The organism is Amycolatopsis sp. VC5-11 (assembly GCF_037034185.1).
GTDB classification, from domain to species: Bacteria; Actinomycetota; Actinomycetes; order Mycobacteriales; family Pseudonocardiaceae; genus Amycolatopsis; species Amycolatopsis nivea.
The window spans coordinates 71,393-97,386 of the sequence record NZ_JBAGKF010000006.1 but is presented as its reverse complement, the minus strand read 5'-3'; the positions used below and the strand labels follow the sequence as shown (position 1 = coordinate 97,386).

Annotated in this window: 28 protein-coding genes; 13 read left to right on the top strand and 15 right to left on the bottom strand. The window is 70.3% G+C overall.

The window, feature by feature from the left end; genetic code table 11:
- Nucleotides 1–30: 30 nt before the first annotated feature.
- Nucleotides 31–891 carry an alpha/beta fold hydrolase gene (locus WA670_RS19960; protein ID WP_134729578.1) on the top strand — a complete coding sequence of 287 codons (861 nt, stop codon included), beginning with the start codon at nt 31–33 and terminating at the stop codon, nt 889–891.
- A gap of 2 nt (nt 892–893) precedes the next feature.
- On the opposite strand, the gene WA670_RS19955 is transcribed toward WA670_RS19960, so the two are convergent.
- Entirely contained in the window at nt 894–1,334 is a 441-nt protein-coding gene (locus WA670_RS19955; RefSeq protein WP_037814033.1) for a nuclear transport factor 2 family protein, read from the bottom strand.
- Between the two features lies 1 nt (nt 1,335).
- Nucleotides 1,336–2,211, bottom strand: coding sequence for a TIGR03619 family F420-dependent LLM class oxidoreductase (locus WA670_RS19950; protein ID WP_134729576.1), 876 nt, complete (start codon nt 2,209–2,211; stop codon nt 1,336–1,338).
- A gap of 142 nt (nt 2,212–2,353) precedes the next feature.
- Between WA670_RS19950 and WA670_RS19945 the strand changes: the two genes are divergently transcribed.
- Nucleotides 2,354–3,166, top strand: coding sequence for a hypothetical protein (locus WA670_RS19945; protein ID WP_037814038.1), 813 nt, complete (start codon nt 2,354–2,356; stop codon nt 3,164–3,166).
- 76 nt (nt 3,167–3,242) lie between these two features.
- Nucleotides 3,243–3,479 carry a hypothetical protein gene (locus WA670_RS19940; RefSeq protein ID WP_051729013.1) on the top strand — a complete coding sequence of 79 codons (237 nt, stop codon included), beginning with the start codon at nt 3,243–3,245 and terminating at the stop codon, nt 3,477–3,479.
- Nucleotides 3,480–3,533: 54 nt separating this feature from the next.
- On the opposite strand, the gene WA670_RS19935 is transcribed toward WA670_RS19940, so the two are convergent.
- Nucleotides 3,534–4,343, bottom strand: a complete 810-nt coding sequence (locus WA670_RS19935) for an Fpg/Nei family DNA glycosylase (protein ID WP_134729574.1) — start codon at nt 4,341–4,343, stop codon at nt 3,534–3,536.
- On the bottom strand, nt 4,343–4,816 hold the full coding sequence (locus WA670_RS19930) for a ribose-5-phosphate isomerase (RefSeq protein WP_275293618.1): 474 nt from the start codon (nt 4,814–4,816) through the stop codon (nt 4,343–4,345). The genes WA670_RS19935 and WA670_RS19930 overlap by 1 nt, the downstream gene beginning before the upstream one ends.
- A gap of 44 nt (nt 4,817–4,860) precedes the next feature.
- Here WA670_RS19930 and WA670_RS19925 point away from each other — a divergent pair, with 44 nt between their 5' ends.
- A complete protein-coding gene (locus WA670_RS19925) occupies nt 4,861–5,598 on the top strand; it encodes a 2-phosphosulfolactate phosphatase (protein ID WP_336158494.1) in 738 nt (245 codons plus the stop codon).
- Complete coding sequence (locus WA670_RS19920) at nt 5,595–6,383, top strand: MBL fold metallo-hydrolase (RefSeq protein WP_134729568.1); 789 nt, start codon at nt 5,595–5,597, stop codon at nt 6,381–6,383. Before WA670_RS19925 ends, WA670_RS19920 begins: the two co-directional genes overlap by 4 nt.
- A gap of 37 nt (nt 6,384–6,420) precedes the next feature.
- Here the strand turns inward: WA670_RS19920 and WA670_RS19915 are convergent, their stop codons facing one another.
- Nucleotides 6,421–7,041 carry a mycothiol-dependent nitroreductase Rv2466c family protein gene (locus tag WA670_RS19915; RefSeq protein ID WP_037814050.1) on the bottom strand — a complete coding sequence of 207 codons (621 nt, stop codon included), beginning with the start codon at nt 7,039–7,041 and terminating at the stop codon, nt 6,421–6,423.
- A gap of 176 nt (nt 7,042–7,217) precedes the next feature.
- Between WA670_RS19915 and pepN the strand changes: the two genes are divergently transcribed.
- Nucleotides 7,218–9,785, top strand: a complete 2,568-nt coding sequence (gene pepN, locus WA670_RS19910; RefSeq protein ID WP_238605048.1) for an aminopeptidase N — start codon at nt 7,218–7,220, stop codon at nt 9,783–9,785.
- A gap of 618 nt (nt 9,786–10,403) precedes the next feature.
- Here pepN and WA670_RS19905 read toward each other — a convergent pair.
- The 3 genes from WA670_RS19905 to WA670_RS19895 form a co-directional block, all read right to left on the bottom strand.
- Nucleotides 10,404–10,886 carry a DUF5130 family protein gene (locus tag WA670_RS19905; RefSeq protein ID WP_043829473.1) on the bottom strand — a complete coding sequence of 161 codons (483 nt, stop codon included), beginning with the start codon at nt 10,884–10,886 and terminating at the stop codon, nt 10,404–10,406.
- Complete coding sequence (gene ctaJ, locus WA670_RS19900; protein WP_037814055.1) at nt 10,873–11,127, bottom strand: aa3-type cytochrome oxidase subunit CtaJ; 255 nt, start codon at nt 11,125–11,127, stop codon at nt 10,873–10,875. The genes WA670_RS19905 and ctaJ overlap by 14 nt, the downstream gene beginning before the upstream one ends.
- Nucleotides 11,128–11,436: 309 nt before the next feature.
- Nucleotides 11,437–11,610, bottom strand: coding sequence for a hypothetical protein (locus WA670_RS19895; protein ID WP_235146640.1), 174 nt, complete (start codon nt 11,608–11,610; stop codon nt 11,437–11,439).
- A 55-nt stretch (nt 11,611–11,665) separates the two neighbouring features.
- On the opposite strand from WA670_RS19895, the gene WA670_RS19890 reads away from it, so the two are divergent.
- A complete protein-coding gene (locus WA670_RS19890) occupies nt 11,666–11,911 on the top strand; it encodes a hypothetical protein (RefSeq protein ID WP_235146639.1) in 246 nt (81 codons plus the stop codon).
- 100 nt (nt 11,912–12,011) lie between these two features.
- Here the strand turns inward: WA670_RS19890 and WA670_RS19885 are convergent, their stop codons facing one another.
- Nucleotides 12,012–12,464 carry an HNH endonuclease gene (locus tag WA670_RS19885; RefSeq protein ID WP_050788293.1) on the bottom strand — a complete coding sequence of 151 codons (453 nt, stop codon included), beginning with the start codon at nt 12,462–12,464 and terminating at the stop codon, nt 12,012–12,014.
- Nucleotides 12,465–12,874: 410 nt separating this feature from the next.
- Between WA670_RS19885 and WA670_RS19880 the strand changes: the two genes are divergently transcribed.
- The 4 genes from WA670_RS19880 to WA670_RS19865 all read left to right on the top strand — a co-directional run bounded on the left by WA670_RS19880 (nt 12,875) and on the right by WA670_RS19865 (nt 16,132).
- A complete protein-coding gene (locus tag WA670_RS19880) occupies nt 12,875–13,876 on the top strand; it encodes a mechanosensitive ion channel family protein (protein WP_336158493.1) in 1,002 nt (333 codons plus the stop codon).
- Nucleotides 13,877–13,904: 28 nt separating this feature from the next.
- Nucleotides 13,905–14,294 (top strand): globin, encoded by a 390-nt coding sequence (locus tag WA670_RS19875; protein WP_369806064.1) that lies wholly within the window; start codon nt 13,905–13,907, stop codon nt 14,292–14,294.
- Complete coding sequence (locus WA670_RS19870) at nt 14,294–15,883, top strand: glycoside hydrolase family 13 protein (RefSeq protein WP_134729564.1); 1,590 nt, start codon at nt 14,294–14,296, stop codon at nt 15,881–15,883. The genes WA670_RS19875 and WA670_RS19870 overlap by 1 nt, the downstream gene beginning before the upstream one ends.
- 84 nt (nt 15,884–15,967) lie before the next feature.
- Complete coding sequence (locus tag WA670_RS19865; RefSeq protein ID WP_167754159.1) at nt 15,968–16,132, top strand: hypothetical protein; 165 nt, start codon at nt 15,968–15,970, stop codon at nt 16,130–16,132.
- Between the two features lie 28 nt (nt 16,133–16,160).
- Here the strand turns inward: WA670_RS19865 and WA670_RS19860 are convergent, their stop codons facing one another.
- Complete coding sequence (locus WA670_RS19860; protein WP_009081303.1) at nt 16,161–16,349, bottom strand: hypothetical protein; 189 nt, start codon at nt 16,347–16,349, stop codon at nt 16,161–16,163.
- Between the two features lie 387 nt (nt 16,350–16,736).
- On the opposite strand from WA670_RS19860, the gene WA670_RS19855 reads away from it, so the two are divergent.
- Nucleotides 16,737–16,940 (top strand): cold-shock protein, encoded by a 204-nt coding sequence (locus tag WA670_RS19855; protein WP_037814060.1) that lies wholly within the window; start codon nt 16,737–16,739, stop codon nt 16,938–16,940.
- Between the two features lie 390 nt (nt 16,941–17,330).
- Nucleotides 17,331–18,227, top strand: a complete 897-nt coding sequence (locus tag WA670_RS19850; RefSeq protein WP_043829466.1) for an acyl-CoA desaturase — start codon at nt 17,331–17,333, stop codon at nt 18,225–18,227.
- A gap of 86 nt (nt 18,228–18,313) precedes the next feature.
- On the opposite strand, the gene WA670_RS19845 is transcribed toward WA670_RS19850, so the two are convergent.
- The 5 genes from WA670_RS19845 to WA670_RS19825 form a co-directional block, all read right to left on the bottom strand.
- Nucleotides 18,314–18,760, bottom strand: coding sequence for a DUF6292 family protein (locus WA670_RS19845; protein ID WP_199817689.1), 447 nt, complete (start codon nt 18,758–18,760; stop codon nt 18,314–18,316).
- 274 nt (nt 18,761–19,034) lie between these two features.
- Nucleotides 19,035–19,292 (bottom strand): hypothetical protein, encoded by a 258-nt coding sequence (locus WA670_RS19840; RefSeq protein ID WP_037814249.1) that lies wholly within the window; start codon nt 19,290–19,292, stop codon nt 19,035–19,037.
- A gap of 45 nt (nt 19,293–19,337) precedes the next feature.
- Nucleotides 19,338–19,973 carry a hypothetical protein gene (locus WA670_RS19835; RefSeq protein WP_336158492.1) on the bottom strand — a complete coding sequence of 212 codons (636 nt, stop codon included), beginning with the start codon at nt 19,971–19,973 and terminating at the stop codon, nt 19,338–19,340.
- A complete protein-coding gene (locus WA670_RS19830; RefSeq protein WP_037814068.1) occupies nt 19,966–20,388 on the bottom strand; it encodes an acyl-CoA thioesterase in 423 nt (140 codons plus the stop codon). Before WA670_RS19830 ends, WA670_RS19835 begins: the two co-directional genes overlap by 8 nt.
- The gene (locus WA670_RS19825; protein WP_336158491.1) at nt 20,385–25,367 is read right to left on the bottom strand and encodes an NAD-glutamate dehydrogenase; all 4,983 of its coding nucleotides are present in this window, start codon (nt 25,365–25,367) and stop codon (nt 20,385–20,387) included. Before WA670_RS19825 ends, WA670_RS19830 begins: the two co-directional genes overlap by 4 nt.
- Nucleotides 25,368–25,994 lie beyond the last annotated feature (627 nt).

Below are 25,994 nucleotides of genomic sequence, written 5' to 3'. Positions count from 1 at the left end.
GTGGAAGCGCACCTGTCTCGGGGAGGGACGATGCCGGGAGCTTTCACCGACCGCAAAGCACAAGAACGCTACTTCGCCGTCTACGCGCGAGTCCTGCGAGAATGGCCGGTTCCGTCCGAGGAACTGGACATCCCGACGAAGTTCGGCCCCACGCGCGTCCGGCGCAGCGGTCCCGGGCACGGCACGCCGATCGTGCTGCTGCACGGCATCATGGGCTCGTCCCTGTCCTGGTACCCGCACCTCGCCGAACTGGCCGCCCGTCATCCGGTCTACGCCGTCGATTCGATCGGCGAACCGGGCCACTCGGTCGAGACCGTCTCCGTCAGCACCGACGACGACCTCGCCGCATGGCTTTCTGAACTCCTCGCCGCGCTCGGCCAGGAAAAGGCGTACCTGGCCGGGGTTTCGCGCGGCGGGTACCTGGCGCTGAACCTCGCGACCCGTTCCGCCGACCGGATCGCGGGCGTCATCGGCCTGGAACCGGCCGGCTTCGCGGAGATCAGCGTCCCGAAGTTCCTCCTGTGGAGTTTCCGGGAGATCTTCCGCTGGCTCCTGCCCGCCGCGATCCAGCGCCGGATCGTCGCCGGCGATCCGACCGTGCGGCGCACCTTGCGGCCCTTGCTGTTCGCCAGCCTGAAGTACAAGGCGCACCTGCCGCCGCAGCACGTCTTCACCGACGACGAACTCCGCGCGATCGAAGTCCCCGTCCGCCTGGTCCTCGGCGAACGCAGCCATATCCATCGCGCGTCCGAAGTCGCCGCCCGGGTCGCGAAGCTGAATCCCCGCATCAGCACGGAAATCGTGCCGAGAACGACGCACGCGCTAACGCTTCAGCAGCCCGACCTCATCACCACACACGTTCTCGACTTCGCCGAAACAGACCCAGCCTGACGTCAAACCTGCCGCGCCGTCGCCATCGCCCGCTCCGTCTCCCAGAACGCCCGCATCGAAACGACCAACCCGTCCTCGTTCACCCGATACACGAACACCCCGTCGGTGTCGACGCGATAGCCACCAGGCAAGTACGTCGTGATCGTGCCGACGTTCGCGACCTCTGAACCCGCCGCGTGCGAATCGCGGATCACGAACTCGAACTTCTCGACGTTCCCGATCGTCTTGTCCCAGAACGCGGAAAGGCCGTCGGGGCCGTGGTGGCCCTTGCCCTCCTCGTCGAACATCGACGGGCCGACCGGGTCCTCGACGACCGCGTCCGGGGCGAACAGCGCGAGCCAGCCGTCCTTGTCCCCCGCGGTCGCCGCCGTCATCGACTTGAACGCCGCTTCCCGCGCGGGCGGCTGCTTCGCCGCGGGGTCCCAGCAGACCTCGACTCCCATGTCACTCCTCGATTTTCGCGATGATCTCGTCGCCGAACTTGCGGATCGCGTCGACCTTCGGGCCGAGGTCCGCGTCGAATCTGTGGCCCTCGAACACCCACGGCATGGTGATCGCGTCAGTGACGCCCGCCTCGGCCTGTTCGCGGAACCCGTCGAGCCCGAACCGGTCGACGCACACCGCCTGGAACTCGAACGGGTCGTCGGCGCGCCCGCGCTCGGCGAGCAGGCCCTTGAGCTTGCCGATGGTGTCGCGCAGCTGGTCGAGCGTCATCATCGCGGACGACCAGCCGTCCGCCACGCGCGCGGCCCGGCGCAGCGCGACGTCGGTGTGCCCGCCGATGTAGAACGGCACGCGCGACGGCGGCGCCGGGCTCATCTTGAGCTTGTCGAAGTCGAAGAACTCGCCGTGGAACTCGACCATGTCGCCGCTGAGGATCAGCCGCAGCACCTCGATGGCCTCGTCGAACCGTTTGCCGCGCCGCTGATACGGCGCGCCGCACCATGCGAATTCCTCCGGCGACCAGCCGATCCCCAGCCCGAGGCCGAACCGCCCGCCGGTCAGCGCGGCGACCGAGTTGACCTGCCGGGCGAGCAGCACCGGATTGCGCGAGCCGAGTTTCAGCACCGACGTGTAGAACCGGATCCGCTCGGTCACCGCGCCCATCGAGGCGGTCGCGACCAGCGGATCCGCCCAGGGCGTGTTCTCGTCCCAGAACCGGCTGCCGTCGGGCGTGTAGGGATAGTCGGCGGACACTTTCTCGGAGTAGAAGAGCGAATCGGGCAGCACGATCGAGGAGAACCCGGCCTCCTCGGCGGCGCGGGCCAGCCCGGTCAGCTGGTCGAGCGGGCTCATCGCGATCGACAAGGAGAACTTCATGCCGCGGACTATAACGTGTTCTAGTTTTGTCGGCCACCGCCCGATCGGCGGCGCCGCCGGGAACTCTCCGCGCACGGTCCGCGTTGTCCGTTTCAGGGACGGCTGCCCGGCCGTCGCGTCAGATCGAGACACGGAGTGACCCATGGGCACCGCGATCCTCCTGATCGTGCTGGTCGTCGTCATCGTCGGAGGCGGGTTGTACCTGGCCAGGAAGCAGGCCGCGGCCAAGCAGAGCCAGCTCGAGGACGCCAAGGCCGACGCGCGCCGCCTCGTCGAACGCCTCGGCGGCCAGGTCCTCAACATCACCGGCACCGACACCGCCTCCCAGCAGGCGATGGCCGACGCGAGCGAGCGCTACAACGCCGCCGGTTCGCAGCTGGAGCAGGCCAAGACGGTCGAACAGGCCCGGCTGGTGAAGGAAACCGCCGTCGAGGGCCTGTACTACGTGCGCGCCGCGCGCGTGGCGATGGGCATGGACCCCGGCCCGGCGCTGCCGGACGAGGCCGAACGCGAACGCGCGGGCAAGGTCACCGAACACCGCGAGGTGGACGTCGAGGGCCAGCGCTACGCCGCCTCGCCCGACCCCGGCCAGGACACGCCGTACTACTACCCCGGCGGCCGCGTCGCGGGACGCCCGGTGCCGCAAGGCTGGTACAGCGAGCCGTGGTGGAAGCCCGCGCTCGTGGCGGGCGCGTGGGGCCTCGGCTCGATGTTCCTGTTCAGCGCCATGTTCTCCGGCATGAGCGGCATCGCCAGCGCGTCGGCCTGGGAATCCGGCTACGACGCGGGCCAGGCGGACGCCCTGGACGCCGGCGGCATGGACGGAGCGGACGGCGGCTTCGACGGCGGGGGCTTTGACGGCGGCGGATTCGACGGAAGCCAGGACTTCGGCGGAGGTTTCGACGGAGGCGGCTTCGATGGCGGCGGGTTTGACGGCGGAGGCTTCGACTTCTGACCGGTGAAACGGCGAAAGGCCCCGCGGCAGGCGTGCCGCGGGGCCTTTGTCGTTCCCGCAGGAGGAAACTGGCCGGATGCCCGACAGCGAACGGAAGAAGCAGTCGAACCTGCACCGGACCACGGTGGACGCCGTGGCGGCCTACCTCGCCGACGAGGACGCGGATACCTACAACCTCACCGACGCCGCCGTCCGCCAGGACGCGTTGCGAGCGGCGCTGTATCTGGTCGCACTGGCTGCGAGAGCGGTCACCGCCCTCGCAGAGGCGACCGGCCGCACACCGCAGGAAGCCCTGCGCTCGATCGAGCGTTGACGAACACTAAGCGGGCAGAAACACGAGAGCTGCTCTCGCTTCGAACCGCCGAACTCACGCAGGCTGACAGGTCGGACACCAATAAAGATTCCGCGCCGCCAATTCCTTCTGCGCCACCGGCGTCCCGCAAATCAAACACGGCATCCCGGCCCGCCGGTACACGTAAACCTCGCCCCCGTGCCGATCCTCGCGGGGAGCCCGCCCCATCGCCGCAGGCAAATGCTCGGGCGCGACCGTGTCGATCCGGCCGACCCGGACCCCGGCGCGCATCAGCGTCACCAGGTCCGCCCACATGTCGTCCCACAGCGCGCGGTCCAGCGACCGACCGGGGACCATCGGCGAAATCCCGTGCCGGAACAGCACTTCCGCGCGATAAACGTTCCCGACCCCGGCCAGCACAGCCTGATCCATCAGCAACGCGGCGATCGTCGTCCGCGAGCGCGAAATCCGCTCCCACGCGCGATCCGGCTTCGCGTCGCGGCGCAGCGGGTCCGGGCCGAGGCGGGCCTTGATCGCGTCGACCTGCGCCGGATCCAGCAGTTCGCACCGGGTCGGGCCGCGCAGATCGGTCCAGTGGGTGCGGCCGACGAGACGCATCCGCACCTGGCCGACCGGCTCGGTCTCCGGCAGCGGCGCTTCGCCGAAGGTGCCGTACAGACCTAAGTGGACATGGACTGTCCCCGCCGGACCGTAGTCGTGGAACAGGTGTTTCCCGTACGCCTCAGCGGAAACGAGCACCTGCCCGTCGAGTTTCTCCGCCTCCGCGGCGAACCGGCCCTGCGGACTGCTGACCGCGACCGGTCCGCCTGCGTAGCGGCGTTTGTGGAGACGGGCCAGCCGATGGAGCGTGTGCCCCTCGGGCATCAGGCCTCCGGCAGGGCGGGCGGGGTGCCGGTGCGCTCGTAGTCGAGCAGCTGCTGCACGCGCCGCGTGTGGCGTTCGGCCGGGTCCACCGGCGTGGCCAGGAACGCCTCGACGATCTCGGTCGCCTGCTCCTCAGTGTGCATCCGGGCGCCGACGCCCAGCACCTGGGCGTGGTTGTGCTGCCGGGTCAGCTGCGCGGTTTCGACGCTCCAGCCGAGCCCGGCGCGGATGCCCGGCACCTTGTTCGCGGCGATCTGCTCGCCGTTGCCGGACCCGCCGATGACGATCCCGAGGCTGCCCTCGTCGGCGGCCACGCGGCGCGCGGTTTCGACGCAGAACGCCGGGTAGTCGTCGGCCGCGTCGTAGACGAACGGACCGATGTCGGTCACCTCGTGCCCCTGTTCGCCGAGGTGGCGGACAAGGTGGTTCTTCAGCTCGAAACCGGCATGGTCGGATCCCAAGTAGACACGCACAGCGGGAGTGTGCCATCTCGCCGCCGACCCGGCATGCTCCGGGGGTGGACATCGCAGCGCAGCACGGCACGGACGTGCGACTCGAATGGGGCGGCGAAGGTGTCGAAATCCTCGGCCCGGAATGCGCCGTGCTGATCATCGTCGACGTGCTTTCCTTCAGCACCACAACGGATCTCGTCGTCGGTCGCGGCGGCCGCGTGCTTCCGGTGCGGTGGCGCGACGAACGCGGGATCGCCGAGGCGCGCGGAGCGGGAGCGGTGGTCGCGGGCGAAGAGGAATGGACGCTCCGGCCGTCTTCTGTGACGGAGATCCCGTCCGGCACGCTGCTCGCCCTCCCCTCCCCCAATGGTGCGACGCTCTGCGCGGCCGCGGCGAAAACCGGCGCGCACGTATTGGCCGGTTGCCTGCGGAATGCGTCGGCGACCGCGGCGGAAGCCAGGGAAATCGCCGACGGACGGCCGATCGGCGTCATTCCCGCCGGGGAACGCTGGGGCGTCGACATGTTCGGAGAAGGCGCGGAATTCGGTCCCCTGCGGCCGTGCGTCGAGGACCAGCTGGGCGCGGGTGCGATCGTCAGCGCGCTGCCCGGCTCGTGGTCCGCCGAAGCCGCGCTCGCCGCGGCCGCCTACGCGGCCACCGATGTTCCGACAGCGCTGCGCACCTGCACCTCCGGCCGGGAACTCGCCGCGACCGGCCACGGAAACGACGTCGTTCTCGCCGCGCAGCAGGACGTCAGCGCTAGCGTGGCGAGGCTGTCGCGCGGAATCCTGGAGGGGCAATGAGCTGGACCGAGGTGGCCGACCGGGTTTTCGCCCGCCGGTACGACGAACTGGACCTCACGACCGGCCTAGTGCTCGGCCAGGAGAAGTGCCTGGTGATCGACACCCGCGGCGACGTCGACCAGGGCGCCGAATTCGCCGCCGCGGTCCGCGAGCTGACCGAACTGCCGTGGTCGGTCGTCTACACGCACGCGCATTTCGACCACGCCTTCGGCACCACGCCGTTCCTGCCCTGCGACGTCTGGGCCCACCCCGGCTGCCTGCAGGCCATGCTGAAAAACGGCGAAGCTGACAAGCAAACCTGGGCCGCGCACTACCGCAACGAAGGCAAGCCGGAGATCGCCGACGCCATCGAACGAACCGGACTCATGCCGCCGGACCGTCTGGTACCCGACCGCGCCGAACTCGACCTCGGCGGCCGCACCGTCACGCTCGTGCACCCCGGCGTCGCGCACACTGACCACGACCTGCTGGTGCACGTGCCGGACGTGGATGTCGTCTTCGCCGGAGACGTCGTGGAACACGGCCCGCACGGCTTCACCGCGTACTCGTTCGGCCCGGACGATCAACTCGACGCGTGGGCCGCGGCAATGGACGCGCTGCTCGCGCTCGAACCGCGCGTCGTCGTGCCCGGCCACGGCGACCCGGTGGACGAAGCGTTCGTCCGGACGCATCGCGACGGGTTGCTGCGGCTGCACGAGCTGAAGACCGCCAAGACGCCGATCGAGGAAGCGGTGAAAACCTCGCCGTATCCCGAAGACGTCACCAGGGCCGCGCTGGGGTGCTGATCGCGGAAGAAACGCGACCAGCACCCGCGAACGCGCGTCAGTCGAAGTTCAGGTCCCCGGTCCGGGTGCGCTTGAGCTCGAAGAAGTCCGGGTAGCTCGCCAGCGCGACCGCGCCGTCGAACACCTTCAGCGCGTCCTCGCCGCGCGGGATCGACGACAGCACCGGGCCGAAGAACGCGCTCCCGTTGACGTGGATGGTCGGCGTGCCGACGTCCATGCCGACCGGGTCCATGCCCTCGTGGTGGCTCTTGCGCAGTGCCTCGTCGTATTCGGTCGATTCGCCCGCCTCGGCGAGTTCGGCGGGCGCGCCGATCGCGGCCAGCGCCTCCTTGATGACGAGCTTGCGGTCCTCGTTGTGCTGGTTGTGGTAGCGGGTGCCGAACTCGGTGTAGAAGTCGCGCACGGCTTCCTGCCCCTGGGTCTGCGCCAGCGCGGTCGCGACGCGGACCGGAGCCCAGCCCTCGCTCAGCAGCTCCTTGTACCGCTCGGGCAGGTCTTCGCGGCCTTCGTTCAGCACCGACAGGCTCATCACCCGGAAGGTCAGGTCCAGCTCGCGGTGCTTCTCGACTTCCAGGATCCACCGCGACGAGATCCACGCGAACGGGCAGATCGGGTCGAAGTAGAAGTCCACCGTGGTGGGCTGGGACGAGTCAGTCATTTTTCACGGGCTCCTCGGCGAGGCTGCTCCCCGGCGCGCGCCGGGGACGGGGCCAACCCCCGCACTGCGAGCCAACGCGGCGGCCCCTCCGCATTGTTCCCTGGTCGCCCCTTCCCGGCCCGTCATGATTGGATGCTGAACGTCGTGCCCACCGGATCCGAAGACCAGAGGTGCCCGTGCCCGCCCCCAACCTGACGCGTGACGAAGCCAAGCAGCGCTCCGGCCTGCTGGACGTGTCGTCCTACGACATCGAGCTGGACCTGACCGACGGCAGCGGCCGTCCCGGGGAGAAGACGTTCCGCTCGACCACCACGGTGCGGTTCTCCAGCAGCCGTCCCGGCGAAGCGTCGTGGATCGACCTCGTCGCCGAAGGCGTCCGCTCCGCCGTGCTGAACGGCACTGAGCTCGACGTCAGCGGCTACGCCGAGGAAAAGGGCATCGCGCTGCCCGGCCTTGCCGCGGAGAACGAACTCGTCGTCACCGCGGACTGCCGCTACATGAACACCGGCGAGGGCCTGCACCGGTTCGTCGACCCGGTCGACGACGGCGTCTACCTCTACACCCAGTTCGAGACCGCCGACGCGAAGCGCATGTTCGCCTGCTTCGACCAGCCGGACCTCAAGTCCGTCTACCGGCTCGCGGTGCACGCCCCGCGCGACTGGAAGGTCGTGTCCAACGCGCTCGTCGAAAGCGCCGAGGACACCGAGGACGGCGCGCGCCGCACGCAGTTCGCCGAATCCGAGCGCATTTCCACCTATCTGGTGGCGCTCGTCGCCGGCCCGTACGCGGAGTGGACCGACGAGTTCCGCGACGAGCACCGCACCATCCCGCTCGGCATCTACTGCCGCGCGTCGCTCGCCGAGCACATGGACGCCGAGCGGCTGTTCGTCGAAACCAAACAGGGTTTCGCCTTCTACCACGAGAAATTCGGCACCCCGTACCCGTTCTCCAAGTACGACCAGCTGTTCGTGCCGGAGTTCAACGCGGGCGCGATGGAAAACGCCGGCGCGGTCACCTTCCTCGAGGACTACGTCTTCCGCAGCCGCGTCACCCGCTACGCCTACGAGCGCCGCGCCGAGACGCTGCTGCACGAGATGGCGCACATGTGGTTCGGCGACCTGGTCACCATGCGCTGGTGGGACGACCTGTGGCTGAACGAGTCGTTCGCGACCTTCGCGAGCGTGTTCGCCCAGGCCGAGGCGACCGAGTACAAGAACGCCTGGACCAGCTTCGCGAACATCGAGAAGTCCTGGGCCTACCGCCAGGACCAGCTGCCCTCGACGCACCCGATCGCGGCCGACATCGTCGACCTGCACGCGGTCGAGGTCAACTTCGACGGCATCACCTACGCCAAGGGCGCGAGCGTGCTGAAGCAGCTGGTGTCCTACGTGGGCATCGAGCACTTCCTCGACGGCCTCAAGGTGTACTTCGGCAAGCACGCGTGGGGCAACGCCACGCTCGCCGACCTGCTGGCGGCGCTGGAGGAAGCGTCCGGCCGCGACCTGTCGTGGTGGAGCGCGGAATGGCTGGAGACCACCGGCCTCAACTCGCTCAGCCCGCGCTACGAGATCGCGCCCGACGGCACCTTCGCGTCGTTCGCCGTCGTGCAGACCGGCGCGAAGCCGGGCGCCGGCGAACTGCGCACGCACCGCGTCGCGGTCGGCGTGTACGACGAGGACAGCGACGGCAAGATCGTCCGCACCCGCCGCGTCGAGCTGGACGTCACCGGCGAGCGCACCGAGGTGCCGGACCTGGTCGGCCAGGCCGCGGGCAAGCTCGTGCTGGTCAACGACGACGACCTGACCTACTGCCGGATGCGGCTCGACCCGGCGTCGCTGACCACGCTGATCGACCGGATCGGCGACATCACCGAATCGCTGCCGCGCACGCTGTGCTGGTCGGCCGCGTGGGAGATGACGCGCGAGGCCGAACTGAAGGCTCGCGACTTCGTGACGCTCGTGGCGCGCGGGATTCACGCCGAGAGCGAGGTCGGGGTCGTGCAGCGGTTGCTGCTGCAGGCGCAGACGGCGCTCAACTCTTATGCGGACCAGAAGTGGGCCGCGGCGGAGGGCTGGCCTGCGTTCAGCGGCCGGTTGCTGGAGCTGGCCCGGACCGCGGAGGCTGGGTCGGACCATCAGCTGGCGTTTGTGAACTCGCTGGCCGGCGGGGTGTTGAGCGAGGACATTCTCGCGGAAATCGCCGGGTGGCTGGACGGGTCCGCGCCGTTGCCGGGTCTCACTGTCGACACCGATTTGCGGTGGCGGTTGCTGCAGGCGCTGGTGGCGCACGGCAAGGCTGGTGCGGACGAGATCAATGCCGAGCAGGCGCGGGACGACACTGCGGCTGGGCGGCGGCATGCTGAGCGGTCTCGGGCGTTGCAGCCTACTGCTGAGGCTAAGGCGGATACTTGGCAGCGGGCTATTTACGACGACGAGATTCCTAATGCGGTTTCTGACGCGTTGATTTCCGGGTTCTCGCATCCGGGGCAGAAGCATTTGCTCGGGGATTATATTGAGCGGTACTTCGAGGTTATTGACGATGTCTGGGCTCGGCGGTCCAGTGAGCGGGCGCAGCCGACGGCGATTGGGTTGTATCCGTCTTGGGCGGTTGAGCCTGCGACGGTGAATGCTTCGGATGAGTGGCTTGCAGGGGATCATCCGGCGGCGTTGCGGCGGCTTGTTTCCGAGGGGCGTGCTGGGATTGTCCGGGCGTTGGCTGCTCGGGATTTTGACAGTCAGGTCTGACTTCTCGTCGCCTGGCGGCGACATCGGCTTTGGTTGCGTGGGGCACCCCGAAGCTTGATTGTGCTGACGGTTCGGGGGTGCTTGTCAAGGCGGTAGAGAGGCTGGGTGCCTCGATGGTTGGGTGCGCCGGTGCGGCTGGGTTCGCGGTTTGGGGCTAGTGGCGGTGGGGTTCACGGTGTGCGGCTAGCGCCCCAAAGTGGCATTGGGTGCGTCAGATGCACCCAATGTGGCGTTCGGTGCGTGGGATGCACCCAATGTGGCGTTGGGTGCGTTCCGGCGGCAGGTGCGATTGAGCTCGTGGGGATTGGGGCGTGCGCCCCAAAGTGGCATTGGGTGCGTCTGACGCACCCAATGTGGCGTTCGGTGCGTCCCATGCACCCAATGCGGCATTGGGGCGGCATCCGGCGGCTGGCGAGCTGGGCAGGCGGCCCGTGAAGGGCTCCTTGAGGGAATCCAAGTCCGTGAAGGAGGCCCTCACGCACGGGTGGCGGGTCGTGAGGGGAACCCTGGGGGAATCAGAGTCAATGAGGGTGGCCCTCACGAACGGCGGCACCGCCGGAGGGCAGAACGTAAAAGAGCCGTCCCGCTGAGTGCGGGACGGCTCTGGTGTGGGATGTATCAGTGCTTCGGCGCGGGGCCAGCTTGGTCGCTCAGCATGCGCAGGGCATTGACCAGACCGCCGGTCAGGTCGCCTTCCTTGAAGGACGCCACCATGCTCGCCACGGCCAGGTTCGCGCCTCGGTCGGGGAGGCGGGAGTGGGCGCGCTCGCCGGTGACGATCTCGATCGCGCGCTGGGCGGGGGAAACGCCGAGCAGCACCGCGTTCGTCGGGTCGTCGGTGGCGGCGTGCAGCTTTTCCGCGCCGGCCCGGGTGTCTTCGCCCAGGTCGCCCAGGTAGATGCTGAAGTCGAGGCCCGTTTCGCGCGTCGCGAAGGTGAGGGCCTCGTCCAGGCGGGCGAGCTGCTGCACCGTGAACGGGCTCGTCGGGGCCGCGGGCTCGTACATTTTCGCGGCGGACAGCCTGCCGCTGTTGGTGATGACCTCGCCGAAGGCCAGGTCCTTCTCCGCGACCGCGGTCTGGGTCACTTCACCACTTGCCACGAGCGCCTCCTGCGGCCGTCGAAGCGCCCGCGGGCGCCGCATTCACGTCAACCGCCGGGCCATGGCCGGCTCCTACGCCGTCCGGGTTGGCGGTCCACCACATAGCGGGGTACTCCCACGGCTGCCCCGGCCGGTACCGCGGCGTCCCCGAGAACTTCTTCCGCAAGGTCGCGGCGCCGACCACGAAGTAAATGGCCCCGGGGATGACCGCGTAGACCAGGATCGTCTCGACAACGTTCACGCCGGTGAGCGTATCGGATGCCTCCGGCAGCCACCGCGCGACACCGGCGACCGGGGGCGACCGTTCGTCGCCGCCGAGGCGCCGTCCGCCGCTTGGCCCGCGTCCGCTGGAACGTTGGGGCGAAGGGCTGCGGGCCGAAAGATGGCAACTCGCCGTACAGGCGGCCGTACCGGGCGATAGCGGCTTGTCCGAACCTTGAAATCCTCGTAGCTTTTTCACCTGTACGGGCCTTGTGCCCGCCTCCCCAGCCCCAGCCCGTCACGCACCGGTCCCAGGAGGACACCTCATGCAGAGCGTCCAGCCCCCCGCTCAGGCGATCACCGAGACCATTTCGTCACCCAGCGAGACCGGATTCGTGCCCGGAACGCGGGTCACGTCCGGCACCAGGGTTACGCGCGGCACTCGGGTCACCCGCGGAACCCGGGTCACCGCGGGCACTCGCGTGACAATGGGTACCCGGGTCACCATGGGAACTCGAGTCACCAGGGGAACCCGCGTTACGCGCGGGACCCGAGTCACGGCCGGCACTCGCGTCACGATGGGCACCCGCGTCACGCGCGGAACCCGCGTCACCCGGGGCACTCGCGTCACGGCAGGCACCCGCGTCACCTGCGGCACGCGCGTCACGATGGGCACGCGCGTCACCCGCGGCACCCGGGTCACCGCCGGAACTCGCGTCACCATGGGCACGCGGGTCACCCGCGGCACTCGCGTCACGCGCGGCACCCGGGTCACGATGGGCACGCGCGTCACCTGCCAGGCCGACTACAGCCTCGCCGCCTGAGCACCGCCAGCACCGGAACAGGGACGTCGAGCACGGTCCATCGGCTCGCCCCGGCCGCCGCACAGGCAGCCGGGGCGCCGGCGTGTCCGGGAACGGGCGGCTAGGCCGCCGACCCGAGATACGGCCGCCACAGCGGATCGGCCTCTTTGGAATGCGCCAGCAGCCGCCAGTGCGGGCCGTGCGGGGCGCGCGGCACCACGCGCAGCCGCCAGCCGATCTCCGACAGGAGCCGGTCGGCCTTGCGGTGGTTGCACTTCGCGCAGCAGGCGACGCAGTTGGTCCAGCTGTGCGGACCTCCCTTGCTGCGCGGGACGACGTGGTCGATAGTCTCCGCGCGGCCGCCGCAGTAGGCGCAGCGGTGCCGGTCGCGGTGCATCAGCCCGGCCCGGGTGAGCGGCACCTGCGCCCGATACGGCACCCGCACGTACGTGCTGAGCCGGATCACCGAGGGAACGGGCAGCGACACCGTCGCGGCGTGCAGTTCGACGCCGCCCGGATCGCCGTGGACGACCTCCGCCTTGCCGCACATGACGAGCACCACCGCGCGCCGCATGGGCACCGCGGTCAGCGGCTCGAAAGTGGCGTTGAGCAGGAGGACCCGGCGCCGCCCCCACGCCGGGGCGACCGGATCGCGGGCTCTACGCTGTCCGGGCGGACGGGATGCTCCCCCTGGACGGGTCCCCGGCCCGGACGGGACGGAGCCGCCGGATGCGGACCCTCCCGGGCAGGCACGCAGGATCGCCTCCGGCGGCAGCTCGGCCATGGCTTGGCCGGCGCCGCCGAGGGGGACGGGTTGTCGGTCTGGCACTCGACCACCTCCACCGGTGCAGGCATAGTCGACCACACATCAGGGCCCCGGCGCACGCGTGTTCTGTGACGTGTCACATACCCGCGACCCGGCGGCCACTCGCCGGCCGCCTGTGCGCCGCCGGGACAAGCAACGAGAAAGGACTTTCCCCGCCAGTGAATGCCGTGCTCAGCGCCCCACCCCGCTGCATCTCCGAATCCGGGACGTGGTGTGCCCAGGTCTATTCGGTCACGCACAACGAGTGGCTCGCCGCGTCGGCGGGCTGGCTCGTCACGAAGCCGCTGCGGATCATCCTGATCCTGGTCATCGCCTTCGTGGTGCGGTATCTCACAAGGCGGGTCATCAACCGGGTCACCACGCTCCCGGCCTCGGGCAGCGAAGGCAAGATCCCGACACTGCTGCGGCCGCTGCGCGAACGCGCGCCGGACATGCTCGGCTCGGCGGTGACCGAACGCCGCAGGCAGCGCGCCAAGACGATCGGCTCGGTGCTGAAGTCGATGGCGACGTTCCTGATCTACGGCCTCGCGTTCATCCTCGTGCTGGGCGAACTGGGCATCGACCTGGCCCCGATCATCGCCTCGGCCGGCATCGTCGGCGTCGCGCTCGGGTTCGGCGCGCAGAACCTGGTCAAGGACTTCCTTTCCGGGATGTTCATGATGATCGAGGACCAGTACGGCGTCGGCGACGTCGTGGACATCGGCGAGGCCACCGGGACCGTCGAGGCGGTCGGCCTGCGCATCACCACGCTGCGCGACCTGAAGGGCACCGTCTGGTACGTCCGCAACGGCGAGGTGCTGCGCGTCGGCAACTCGAGCCAGGGCTTCGCCTACGCCGTGGTGGACGTCCCGCTGAGCTACTCCGCGGACGTCGACAAGGCCACCGAGGTGCTCAGCGGCGCGGCCACGAAGGCGGTCGAATCGGACGCGCTCTCGGTGAACGTGCTGGAGCCGCCGGAGATGCTCGGCGTCGAACAGGTCACGCCCGAGGGAATCGTGTTGCGCCTGACGGTCAAGGTGCGACCGGGCAAGCAGTGGGCGGTGCAGCGGAAGCTGCGCGGGCAGTTGCTCGGCGCGCTGGAGGAGGCCGGTTTCGAACCGCCGCTCGGCCGGTTGCTGTCGTCCATGCAGGACAAGCAGTCGGGCGCGCCGCGCAGCTGAGGCAGGGCAAGATGGAGGTGTGTCGACTGTGAGCGAGCCGGAACCGGCGAACCTGTACGAGGCGGTGGGCGGCGAACCGACCTTCCGCCGGATCATCAAGCGGTTCTACGAGGAAGTGGCCCGCGACGAGGTGCTGCGCCCGCTCTACCCGGAGGAGGACCTCGGCCCGGCGGAGGAGCGGTTCCGGCTGTTCCTCATCCAGTACTGGGGCGGTCCGCACACCTACTCCGACCAGCGCGGCCACCCGCGGCTGCGGATGCGGCACGCGCCGTTCAAGATCGGCCCGATCGAGCGCGACGCGTGGCTGCGCTGCATCCGGATCGCGATCGACGAGGAGAACCTGCCCGAGCCGTACCTCAGCCAGCTGTGGGCGTACCTGGAAATGGCCGCGCACAGCATGATGAACAGCTTCGTCTGATGAGACGCAGGGTCGCGGGACGGCGGCCGGACCGCCTTCCGCGGCCGTCGTGGTGGTCGGACGCGGTGTTCTACGAGATCTACGTGCGGTCCTTCGCCGATTCGGGCGAGGACGGCATCGGCGACCTCGAGGGCATCCGCAGCAAGCTCGGCTACCTGGAGCTGCTGGGCGTCGACGCGCTGTGGCTGACGCCGTTCTACCCTTCGCCGATGGCCGACCACGGCTACGACGTCGCCGACCCGCGCGGCGTCGACCCGATGTTCGGCACCCTCGGCGACTTCGACGTGCTGCTCACCGAGGCGCACCGGCGCGGCATCCGGGTCACCGTGGACGTCGTGCCGAACCACACGAGCAACCGGCACGCGTGGTTCAAGTCCGCGCTGGCCGCCGGGCCGGGCAGCCCGGAGCGGGAGCGCTACCACTTCCGCGACGGCCGCGGCCCCGGCGGCGCGGAGCCGCCCAACAACTGGATCAGCGTGTTCGGCGGCCCGGCGTGGACGCGGGTGCCGGACGGGCAGTGGTACCTGCACCTGTTCGCGCCGCAGCAGCCGGACCTGAACTGGGCCAATCCGGACGTCCGCGCCGATCTGGAGCGCACCCTGCGGTTCTGGCTCGACCGGGGCGTGGACGGCTTCCGGATCGACGTCGCGCACGGGATGGCCAAACCCGCCGGGCTGCCCGACATGGACCCGGACACGCCCGCGCACGGCGGCGGAGTGCTGGGCGACCCGCGCTTCGACGACGACGGCGTGCACGAGGTGCACCAGCTGATCCGCAAGGTGCTCGACGAGTACCCGGACGCGATGGCGGTCGGCGAGATCTGGGTGCAGGACGAGGAGCGGCTGGCCCGCTACCTGCGGCCGGACGAACTTCACCTGGCGTTCAACTTCCGCCTGGTGCTCACCCACTTCGACGCGGACGCCGTGCGCACGTCGATCGAGCGGTCGCTGGCGGTGCCGCGCTCGGCGGGCGCACCGGCGACCTGGACGCTGTCCAACCACGACGTCTGGCGCGCGGCCAGCCGTTACGGCGGCGGCGCGGCCGGGGTCCGCCGGGCGCGCGCGATGGCGCTGGTGGAACTCGCCCTGCCCGGTGCGGTCTACCTGTACCAGGGCGAAGAGCTGGGCCTGCCGAACGCCGACCTGCCGCTGGAGGCGATGACCGACCCGCGCGCCCGCTCACAGGGCCCGGAATTCAGCCGCGACGGCGAACGCGTGCCGCTGCCTTGGGAGGGCACGCTCCCGCCGTACGGGTTCTCGCGCACCGCGCAGACCTGGCTGCCGATGCCCGCGGACTGGGCGTCGCTGACCGTGGAACGGCAGCTCGAGGATCCGGAATCGACGCTGTCGCTGTACCGGCGCGCGGTGGAACTGCGCAAACATCACCCGGCGTTCCGCGGCGGCGACGAACTGCAGTGGTTCGGCGCGCCCGCGGGCTGTTTCGCGTTCCGCCGCGGGCGGGGCGGGCTGATCTGCGCGCTCAACACCTCGGCCAGCTCGATCGCCCTGCCGCCGGGAGAGGTGCTGCTCACCAGCAGCCCGCTGATCGACGGCAGACTCGCCCCGGATTCGGCCGCCTGGCTCGGGTAACCCAGGTCAGACGCGCACCCGCCTCCAGCCCGAGCATGTCGAGCAATCCCCACAGGTCATCGGCATCTCGGCAGGGCGGGCAAGGTGTTCCTGAGGGTCGCCCAGATCCTGTTCGGCCGGGGCGGGCTGATCTGCGCGCTCAACACCTCGGCCAGCTCGATCGCCCTGCCGCCGGGAGAGGTGCTGCTCACCAGCAGCCCGTTGATCGACGGCAGACTCGCCCCGGATTCAGCCGCCTGGCTCGGGTAGCCCAAGCCCGGCGGCCGCCCCGGTCAGGTCAGACGCGAGCACCCGCCTCCAGACCGAGCATCGCGAGCAATCCCCGCAGGTCATCGACATCGTGCGCGTGCCCCGCGACGGTGCGGGCAGCGTGCTCCTGCTGGACGCGCAGGTCCTGTTCGGCGGACACCCGGGCACGGGCGAATTCACTGGTTTCGGCGGACAGCGGACGTCGTTCCGAGCGCATGTCGCTCCTCGTCGAGGTGGAAGGGGCCACCGGCGGCACCGCGGGGGCGGGCCCGCCGGGGACGACGCCGGCTCGAACGCCGGCGCACGATGAGACTTCTCGACGGTGCTGACGCTACTCCCCGCCTCCGACCTGCCCGCGAGCCGTCCCCGCCGCGCGCGTCGCGACGTCCACAGTGGACCCTTCGGGCGACGGCCCTGGTGAGACCGGCCCGGGCGTGCTTTACTGAAGACGGTCGTGTTTTGTGTTCGTGCGGTGGGTACGTCCCGCAGCCACGCTCGCAAGATGTAGCGGGCGTGGTGTTTCTCTTTTCGGAAGGCACACCGTCGGTTGCCAGGCCCGGATGCCGAGGTGGCATCTGTTGTGAGTCCGATGGAGATCGTTTTTATGACGCAAGGCACCGTGAAGTGGTTCAACGCCGAAAAGGGCTTCGGGTTCATCAGCCCGGACGACGGCAGCGCCGACGTCTTCGTGCACTACTCCGAGATCCAGGGCAACGGGTTCCGCAGCCTTGAGGAGAACGCGCGCGTGGAGTTCGAGGTCGGCCAGGGCCAGAAGGGCCCGCAGGCCACTGGCGTTCGCGCCATCTGAGTTTCCCCGGTGTTTCCCCTGGTGCGGAAGGCTTTCCGCACCAGGGGACCCGCGCCGAAGCGGACTTTTCCGCCCACGGCAGCCGAAACAGCTCGGCACCCCGGTGCGGCCCGGTGAGTTTTCCCGGCCGCACAAGGTCTTCCGCGTTCCGGGAACCCGGACGCGAGATCACCCGTTGACCAGGGCAGGTCGCGACTGGCCTCGAGGCCCTCCCCTGCCTGGCCAGTACGCAACGCACGGCGCACCCCCGAGGCGGCCCCCTTCCGCCTGGTCCGCGCCGCGGCATCGGCCTCGGCCCCGCAGAGCGCGGCGGCCGGACCAGCTCGAGTAGGAGCGTTACCCATCGACACCCAGAGCACCGTCCAGCGTCCCCCGAAATCGCCGCAGCCCATGCTCGCCGGCCACAAGACCGGCACCGAGGCCTTCCTGGTGAAGCTCTTCGCGGTCGTCCCCCTTCTCGCCGTCGCCGTCGCGGTCCCGCTCGCCTGGGGCTGGGGGCTGAGCTGGCTCGACGTCGGCCTCGCCGCCGCGTTCTACTGCGTCAGCGGCCTCGGCATCACCGTCGGCTTCCACCGGTACTTCACCCACGGCGCGTTCCGCGCCCGCCGCGGGCTGCGGATCGCGCTCGCCGTCGCGGGCAGCATGGCCATGCAGGGACCGGTGATCGACTGGGTCGCCGACCACCGCCGCCACCACGCCTACTCCGACCGCGACGGCGACCCGCATTCGCCGTGGCGCTTCGGCACGTCGCCCGCCGCGCTCGCGAAGGGCTTCTGGCACGCGCACATGGGCTGGCTGTTCGGCCGCGACCGGACCAACCCGCGCCGGTTCGCCCCCGACCTGCTCGACGACGCCGACCTGAAGCGGATCGACCGGCTCTTCCCGGTGCTGACCGTCGCGACGCTGCTGGGACCCGCGCTGCTGGGCGGGCTCATCACGATGACCTGGTGGGGCGCGCTCACCGCGTTCTTCTGGGCCGGGCTGGTCCGGGTCGCCGCGCTGCACCACGTAACCTGGTCGGTCAACTCGCTGTGCCACCTGATCGGCGAGCGCCCGTTCGAGGCCCGCGACCGGTCGGCGAACTTCTGGCCGCTGGCGATCGCGTCCTTCGGCGAGTCCTGGCACAACTCCCACCACGCCGACCCGACCGGGGCCCGGCACGGCGTCGGCCGCGGCCAGCTCGACATCTCCGCGCGGCTGATCTGGATGTTCGAGAAGTTCCGCTGGGCCTCGCACGTGCGCTGGCCCCGGCCCGAACGCCTCGCCCGCAAGCTCAAGGCCGCCTGAGCGTCCGGTCTCTTGTGGTCCGTGAGGGGAATCCGATTCCCTCAGGGTGGCCCTCACGGACCGCTGATCTTCGCGTCGCGGGCCCGTCAGGACCTGCGGACTCGCTCCTCGAGCCGGGTCCGCAGGTCGCCGTGACTGGACACCGCCAGCACCGGTCCCGGCTTCCCGGCCGTCTCGGCCGAGCTCACGACCTCCGCGACGAACCGCCGCACCCGTTCCGGCGCGGGCGTGACGTCGCCGCCCAGCTGGGCCACCGGCTGCGGGGATTCGGCGGGCGTCGTCTCCACCGCCACCGACCAGCCCTGCCGCATGGTCCACAACAGCATCAGATCCCGGCCGGGGAAACGCGGGGACCGGCCGCTCAGCGCGACGTACGCGGTGATCGTGTCGGTGACCTCGCACGACGTGCACTCCACCGACACTCCGACCGCGGCGGCGACCTCGCGCACGTACGCGGCCAGCGCCTGCCGCAGGACCTGCGGATCGTCGGCGGTGGGCAGGGACATCGGGCGTTCCGGACCGGACAGGAGCATGGGTCTCCTCTTCCGCCGCCGCTTCCGCTTCGCGCAGCAAGCGAACCGGGGTTTCGCCTCGCGCGAAGGCCGGCGGTCGCGATGATCGGGGTCGCACCGGATCGGGCATCCGGCAGCTGGACCGGACTCCGACTCTACCCGCTGGGACAAGCCCGCAGCCGAGATCAACCCGTCTGGCCGCCGCGGAAATCGCTCGATCGGCCGCGTCCGCAGGAGAAATCCTTGCTCGACGTGGCGATCCGCCCGGCACACTGTCCACTGAGGACAGCCGGGTTCAGCCCGATTGGCCGCCGAAATCGCCGCCGTCGGCCGACTCCGCGATCGACGTCGCCACCCACGCGGCGAACAACCCCGCCTGGACGTACGGCGCGGCCTCGCCGACCGCGCGCACCACCGACCGCGCACGCCCTGGCGCGGGTTCGGCTTCCGGCGCGGGATCGGCGTCCGCGGGCCGGTCGGTGCGCCATGGCGTCTCCTCGGGCCGGACCTCGGCGAGGAAGTCCGCGGTCGGGTCGCCGTCCGGTTCGGTCATGCGGTTCACGATGACATCGCCGGACGGCTCCCGCCAGCAGAATCGTCAGAACAGCAGCGGCAGCAACGCTTGGCGCCGCTTCAGCACCGCACCGTAACGGGCGTCGAGGCGCAGCCACGAATCAGTGGCGGTCACCCGGACCACGTCGCCGTCGATCGACGAATCGAACAGCCCCATCCCGGACAGCGCGAACAGGCACCGCATCTGGACCTTGACCTCGAGGTCTCCCCCGGTGACGGTCAGCACCGCCTGGTCCATCAGCGAGGCGGGCGGCGTGCCGTGCGGCCCGGCGTTGTCGCGGGCGAGCGCGACGCCGCGGTCGGCCAGGTCCGACACCACGTCGACCGGCAGCTCGTCGACCTTCTGCCACCGGTCGGACACCGGCAGCTCGGCGTGCCACAGCAGGTCGCGCGCCGGGCCCGGGTCCATCACCTCGCCGCCCGCGACGGCGAGCGCCGCGAGCAGTTCGTTGCCGGACACCGTGACGTCCGACGGCGTCACCGTCCCCGCCACCGCGCGGGTCGCGAGGACCTCGAACGGCGTGGCCGTCCACGCCTCGACGACGTCGTCGCCCCGGCGGCGCAGCCGGACGGCGGTCGTGCCGTCCAGCCGCACCGCGCGGGCCACGAACGCGCTGAGCGTCTCCCGGTCGCCCGGATCGGGAATCCGCAGCTCAGGCATCGGCCAGCACCCGCTTGAGGAATTCGGATTCCTCGTCGCTGAGCCGGCGCGGCCGGAGGTTGGCCGTGTCGTACGGGGCCAGCACGGTCTCGGCGGTGACCGCGACCGGATCGGTCGCGTCCGGACCGGTCCGCACGACGTACCCGAGCGTCACCGTCGAGGCCTTCAGCTCGGTGAGCGTGATCTCCACGCGCACCGAGCGGCCGGGCGCCGCGACGATCGGCGCGCGGTAGTGCACCCCGAGCTTCACGACCACGACGCCCTTCGGCAGTTCGGTGAGCCCCGCGCGCTCGGCTTCGCCGAACAGCACAGGCACCCGGGCCTCTTCGAGCAGCGTCACCACGTTCGCGTGGTTGACGTGCCCGTACACGTCCATGTCCGACCATCGCGGCTGGACGTGGGAAACGAATGTCACCGCACCGTGCTCCGGATCTGGCGCGCGGCCACGGACAGCGTCGCGAGGTCGAGCCGCCCGGAACGGGTGATCTCGTCCAGCGCCACGCGCGCCCGCGAAAGCCGCGACGCGTTGGCCTTCTCCCATTGCTCGATCTGCTCGTCGACGGACAGGTCCTGGTCGCTGTGCCGCAGTGCGTCGAGCGCGATCGCGCGCAGGGAACCGTACACGTCGTCGCGCAGCGAGAGCCGGGCGAGGGCGTGCCAGCGGTTGCCGCGTTCCAGCGCGCTGATCTCGGTGAGCATCTTGTCGATGTCCAGGTGGTCCGACAGCGCGTAGTACAGCTCGGCGGTGTCCGCCGGGGTGTGCGTCGCGTCGAGCCCGACCTGCTGCTCGGCCAGCTCCGCCACCTCGACCACGTCGAGCAGGCCGTAGCTGTGCAGCAGCAGCGCCACCCGGCGGGCGAGGTCGGCGGGCACGCCCTGGTCGACCAGCGCGGCCGCGTCCTGCTCCACCGACTCCAGCTCGCGCCCGCGCAGCAGCTCGCCCAGCTTCGGGCCGAGTTCCGCGAGCACCGGGCCGAACCGGTTGATCTCGGCCAGCGGCGCGAGCGGCTGCGGGCGGTTGGTGAGGAACCAGCGCGCGGCCCGGTCGAGCAGCCGCCGCGTCTCCAGCACCATCCCGTCCGCGACTTCGGTCGGCACCACGTTGTCCAGCGCGTCGATCTCGGCCCACAGCTTCGGCAGGTCGTAGACGTGCGTGACCACCGCGTACGCGCGCACCGCGTCGGTGGCGGTCGCGTTCATCTCCTCCATCAGGCGGTAGACGAACGAGATGCCGCCGCCGTCGACCAGCTCGTTGGTGATGAGCGTGGTGATGATCTGGCGGCGCAGCGGGTGCTGCGCGATCGCCGCGGCGAACCGCTCCCGCAGCGGGGCCGGGAAGTACTCCGGCAGCCTGCGGGTGAACACCTCGGACTCGGGCAGGTCGGAGGCGAGCAGCTCGTCCTTGAGGTCGAGCTTCACGTGCGCGAGCAGCGTCGCCAGTTCCGGCGAGGTCAGGCCCTCGCCCGCCTTCTCCAGCGCGCGGAACTGCGACGGGGTCGGCAGCGCCTCCAGCTTGCGGTCGAACGCGCCCTTCGCGACCAGCGCGGACACCTGCCGCGCGTGCACCGACACCATCGGCCCGGCGTGCGCCCGGCTGACGCCGAGCACCGCGTTCTGCCGGTAGTTGTCCGCGAGCACGAGCGAGCCGACCTCGTCGGTCATCTCGCCGAGCAGCTCGTTGCGCCGCGCGTGCTCCAGCTCGCCGCCCGCCACCAGGTGGTCCAGCAGGATCTTGATGTTGACCTCGTGGTCGGAGCAGTCGACGCCGGCCGAGTTGTCGAGCGCGTCGGTGTTGATCTTGCCGCCGGCGCGGGCGAATTCGATGCGGCCGAGCTGGGTCAGGCCCAGGTTGCCGCCCTCGCCGACGACCTTCACGCGCAGCTGGTTGCCGTTGACGCGGATCGCGTCGTTGGCCTTGTCGCCCGCCGCGGCCTGGCTTTCGCTCTCGGCCTTGACGTAGGTGCCGATGCCGCCGTTCCACAGCAGTTCGACCGGGGCCAGCAGGATCGCCTGGATCAGGTCCATCGGCGCGAGCTTCGTGACGCCCTCGTCGAGGCCGAGCGCCTCGCGGACCTGCGGGGTGATCGGGATGGTCTTGGCCGACCGCGGGTAGATCCCGCCGCCCTCGCTGATCAGCGAACGGTCGTAGTCGTCCCACGAACTGCGCGGCAGGTCGAACAGCCGCCGCCGCTCCGCGTAGGACGACGCGGCGTCCGGGTTCGGGTCGAGGAAGACGTGCATGTGGTTGAACGCCGCGACCAGCCGGATGTGCTTGGACAGCAGCATCCCGTTGCCGAAGACGTCGCCCATCATGTCGCCGATGCCGACGACCGTGAAGTCCTCGGTCTGGGTGTCCTTGCCCAGCTCGCGGAAGTGCCGCTTCACGCTCTCCCACGCGCCCTTGGCGGTGATGCCCATGGCCTTGTGGTCGTAGCCGACCGAACCGCCGGAGGCGAACGCGTCGCCCAGCCAGAAGCCGTATTGCGCCGAGACTTCGTTGGCGATGTCGGAGAACTTCGCGGTGCCCTTGTCCGCCGCGACGACCAGGTAGCTGTCGTCGGCGTCGTGGCGCACCACGTTCGGCGCGGGCACGGTCTCGCCCTCGACGCGGTTGTCGGTGAGGTCCAGCAGGCCGGAGATGAACATCCGGTAGCAGGAGATGCCCTCGGCGAGCTGGGCGTCGCGGTCGACCCCGGCGTCGCCGGTGGGCCGCGGCGGGCGCTTCACCACGAAGCCGCCCTTCGCGCCGACCGGCACGATCACCGCGTTCTTCACCGCCTGCGCCTTGACCAGGCCCAGGATTTCGGTGCGGAAGTCCTCCTGCCGGTCCGACCAGCGCAGGCCGCCGCGGGCGACCTCGCCGAACCGCAGGTGCACGCCCTCGACGCGCGGCGAGTACACGAAGATCTCGTACTTCGGGTGCGGCTCGGGCAGCTCCGGCACGCCGCTCGGGTCGAGCTTGAGCGCCAGGTACGGCCGCGGGTTCCCGTCGGCGTCGCGCACGTGGTAGTTCGTGCGCAGGGTCGCGTTGATGACCGCGAGCATCCGGCGCAGGATCCGGTCCTCGTCGAGGCTCGTGACCTCGTCGACCATCGAGGAGATCTCGGCGGTCAGCGATTCCTCGTGCGTCTTCCGGTCCACATCGGACAGTTGCGGGTCGCAGCGGGTTTCGAAGAGCCGCACCAGTTTCGTCGCGACCTCGGTGTGCTTGACGACCGTGTTCTGGATGTAGGACTGGGAGAACGGGCTGCGCGCCTGCTGCAGGTAACGCGAGTACGCCCGCAGCACCGCGGCCTGGCGCCAGGTGAGCCCGGCGCGCAGGACGAGCCCGTTGAGGCCGTCGACCTCGGCGTCGCCGCGCCACGCCGCGTGGAACGCGTCCTGGAACCGCTCGCGCACCTCGACCGCCGCCGCCTCGTCGGCTTCTTCGAGGCCCTTCTTGTCGACGCGCAGGCCGAAGTCGTAGATCCAGCTGGCCCCGCCGTCCTCGCGGAACAGCTCGTACGGCCGCTCGTCCACCACCTCGACGCCCATCGCCTGCAGCACCGGCAGCACCTTGGACAGGGTGACGCCCTCGCCGCGCAGGTAGAGCTTGAACCGCCGCTCGCCGGGTTCGGCGTCGGCGGGCAGGTAGAACGACAGCGCGAGGTCGCCCTCGTCCGCGAGGGTGTCGAGCTTGGCCAGGTCGGCCAGCGCGTCCTCGGCGGTGAAGTCTTCCTTGTACGCCTCGGGGAACACCGCGCCGAAGCGCTGGCCCCGGTCGACCGCGGACTCCTCGCCCATCATCCCGATCGGGCCGCCGTCGCCGACGCGCTCGCGGCGTTCGGCGATGATCGCCTCGACCAGCCGGTCGTCCCAGCTGCGGACAACGGTGTTCAGGCGTTCCTGGATCCGCAGGGTGTCCGGCTCGAGGGCGTTCGACGGGTCGGTGTGCACCATGAAGTGCACCTGGGCCAGCAGCGTTTCGCCGACGCGCGCGCTGTACTCCAGCTGCGTGCCTTCGAGTTCTTCCAGCAGCACTTCCTGCATCGCCAGCCGCGAGCGCGTGGTGTAGCGGTCGCGCGGGAGGTAGACGAGGCAGGAGTAGAAGCGGCCGTACGGGTCGCGGCGCAGGAACAGCCGCAGCCTGCGGCGGTCGGACAGGGTGATCGCGCCGGTGGTGGTGTAGAAGAGCGAATCGGTGTCCGCGGAGAACAGGTCCGCGCGCGGCCAGTTCTGCAGGACCTCCAGCATCCGCTGGCCGGAGAACGACTCCATCGGGAACCCGGCGCGGTGGATCACCTCGCGCACGCGCTGGCCGACCACCGGGATGTCGAGCACGTTCTCGTGCAGCGCGGTGGTGGTGAACATGCCGAGGAACCGGTGCTCGCCGGAGACCTTGCCGTGCTCGTCGAACGTCTTCACGCCGACGTAATACGGATAAACCGGACGGTGCACGGTGCTCGGCGCGCTGGCCTGGGTGAGCACGAGCAGCGACGGCGCGAGCGCGTCGACCGAGCTGTCCGGGCCCGCGGTGAGGCTGCGCGCGGCGAGGCTGTCCTGGCGCAGCACGCCCAGCCCGGACGCGAGAACCGCGCGCAGGGCGGGCTCGTCGCTGTCCGGCTGCGGGCTGTCGACCAGCTCGTACTTGCGGTAGCCGAGGAAGGTGAAATGGCCGTCGGCGAGCCAGCGCAGCAGGCGCGCGCCCTCGGTGACTTCGTCGTCGCTGGGCAGCTTCGGCGGGTGCTGCTCCAGCGTTTCCGCGAGCGAGCAGGCCGTCTGCGCCATCTTCTCGGCGTCCTCGACGACCTCGCGCACGTCGCCGAGCACCGACGTCAGCCGGTTGTCCAGCTCGCGGGCCCGCTGCGGGTCGGTGACGAGGTCGATCTCCACCAGCATCCACGATTCCGCGGACGCGCCAGCCGGCGGATCGGCCGGGTCGGCGTCGAGGTGCAGGCCCTCCAGCTCGCCGGTCAGGCCGCGGCTCACCACGACGATCGGGTGCACGATGCGCTGCACCTGCACGCCGTCGCGGGCGAACTCCGCGGTGACGCTGTCCACGAGGTAGGGCATGTCGTCGGTGACGACCTGCACGACGGTCGCGTCGCGCGTCCAGCCGTCCTCGGCGGTGGTCGGGTTCAGCAGCCGGACCGCCGGGCGCCCGGGCATGCGCTGCTTCGCCAGCTGCAGGTGCGACCGCACCGCGCCGACGAGCGCTACCGGATCGTCGCCGACGATCTCGTCGGCCGGGATGTGCCGGTAGTACAAGCGGATCAGGTCCGCGATCTCCGGCGCCTGCGCCGCGGCGGTGTCGATCAGCTCGTCCCGGATCTGCTCCGGGCTGGCTGTCGTGCGGCGGGCGGCGCCGGCTTCGGTGCCGACATCGGGCGGGGACGAAACTCCCGTCGAGCTCATTGAGCAACTCTCCAGTATGCGAGACCGAGATGCGTCCGTCACCACAACGTGCCGGACATCCCTCACCCTAATCCGCCCGGAGACGCCCCTGTGCGCGGCGGGGAAAGACTTAAGGTTCGTTTCAGGGGTCCCCGGCGCCGCGCTCGCGCGGGATCGGTTCAGCTACCGGCGGGTTCGGCACGGGCGGTTTCCGGCAAAAGGCTTGGCACGAGGCCGGAGCGCCGGTTTCGCGGCCGCGGCGGCCGCTTCGGGATCGGTTCAGTGCCCGTATCGCCCGCGGCGGGAACGGAAAAGGTTGCGTCCCTCCCCTGCGAGAATTCCCACCCGTACGGGCTAATTCTTCCGTTGCTGCGGAGGGAGCCGGGGTTTCAGGATGGGGCGCCCGCGAGGTGTCCGCAGATGGCGGACGGGGCAGCTTGTGCTGCTTCGTCGCGGCGCGTCCAACCAGTGAGTGGGAAAACCGCTTGGCGCAGCGCGGAAAACGGGACGATCTTCCGCTCCGGCGCGGAGTGCTCCCGCAGAGGTACGTGAGGGTGGCCCTCACGTACCTCTCGATGCCGGAGCCGCGGGATTCTCCGCGTCGGCGAGGTTTTCCGCCAGCAGGCTGCCCTCCCACAGCGGTCCGTG

Excerpts from the sequence above, each read along its gene's own strand:
- WA670_RS19870 (WP_134729564.1), top strand. The coding sequence starts at position 14,294 with ATGAGACGCAGGGTCGCGGGACGGCGGCCGGACCGCCTTCCGCGGCCG.
- WA670_RS19835 (WP_336158492.1), bottom strand. The coding sequence starts at position 19,973 with ATGCCTGAGCTGCGGATTCCCGATCCGGGCGACCGGGAGACGCTCAGC.
- WA670_RS19940 (WP_051729013.1), top strand. The coding sequence starts at position 3,243 with ATGCCCGACAGCGAACGGAAGAAGCAGTCGAACCTGCACCGGACCACG.
- WA670_RS19860 (WP_009081303.1), bottom strand. The coding sequence starts at position 16,349 with ATGCGCTCGGAACGACGTCCGCTGTCCGCCGAAACCAGTGAATTCGCC.
- WA670_RS19945 (WP_037814038.1), top strand. The coding sequence starts at position 2,354 with ATGGGCACCGCGATCCTCCTGATCGTGCTGGTCGTCGTCATCGTCGGA.
- WA670_RS19915 (WP_037814050.1), bottom strand. The coding sequence starts at position 7,041 with ATGACTGACTCGTCCCAGCCCACCACGGTGGACTTCTACTTCGACCCG.
- WA670_RS19855 (WP_037814060.1), top strand. The coding sequence starts at position 16,737 with ATGACGCAAGGCACCGTGAAGTGGTTCAACGCCGAAAAGGGCTTCGGG.
- WA670_RS19885 (WP_050788293.1), bottom strand. The coding sequence starts at position 12,464 with ATGCGGCGCGCGGTGGTGCTCGTCATGTGCGGCAAGGCGGAGGTCGTC.
- WA670_RS19840 (WP_037814249.1), bottom strand. The coding sequence starts at position 19,292 with ATGACCGAACCGGACGGCGACCCGACCGCGGACTTCCTCGCCGAGGTC.
- WA670_RS19955 (WP_037814033.1), bottom strand. The coding sequence starts at position 1,334 with ATGGGAGTCGAGGTCTGCTGGGACCCCGCGGCGAAGCAGCCGCCCGCG.
- WA670_RS19890 (WP_235146639.1), top strand. The coding sequence starts at position 11,666 with ATGGGCACCCGCGTCACGCGCGGAACCCGCGTCACCCGGGGCACTCGC.
- WA670_RS19935 (WP_134729574.1), bottom strand. The coding sequence starts at position 4,343 with ATGCCCGAGGGGCACACGCTCCATCGGCTGGCCCGTCTCCACAAACGC.
- WA670_RS19950 (WP_134729576.1), bottom strand. The coding sequence starts at position 2,211 with ATGAAGTTCTCCTTGTCGATCGCGATGAGCCCGCTCGACCAGCTGACC.
- WA670_RS19845 (WP_199817689.1), bottom strand. The coding sequence starts at position 18,760 with ATGCTCCTGTCCGGTCCGGAACGCCCGATGTCCCTGCCCACCGCCGAC.
- WA670_RS19825 (WP_336158491.1), bottom strand. The coding sequence starts at position 25,367 with ATGAGCTCGACGGGAGTTTCGTCCCCGCCCGATGTCGGCACCGAAGCC.
- WA670_RS19960 (WP_134729578.1), top strand. The coding sequence starts at position 31 with ATGCCGGGAGCTTTCACCGACCGCAAAGCACAAGAACGCTACTTCGCC.
- WA670_RS19920 (WP_134729568.1), top strand. The coding sequence starts at position 5,595 with ATGAGCTGGACCGAGGTGGCCGACCGGGTTTTCGCCCGCCGGTACGAC.
- WA670_RS19850 (WP_043829466.1), top strand. The coding sequence starts at position 17,331 with ATGCTCGCCGGCCACAAGACCGGCACCGAGGCCTTCCTGGTGAAGCTC.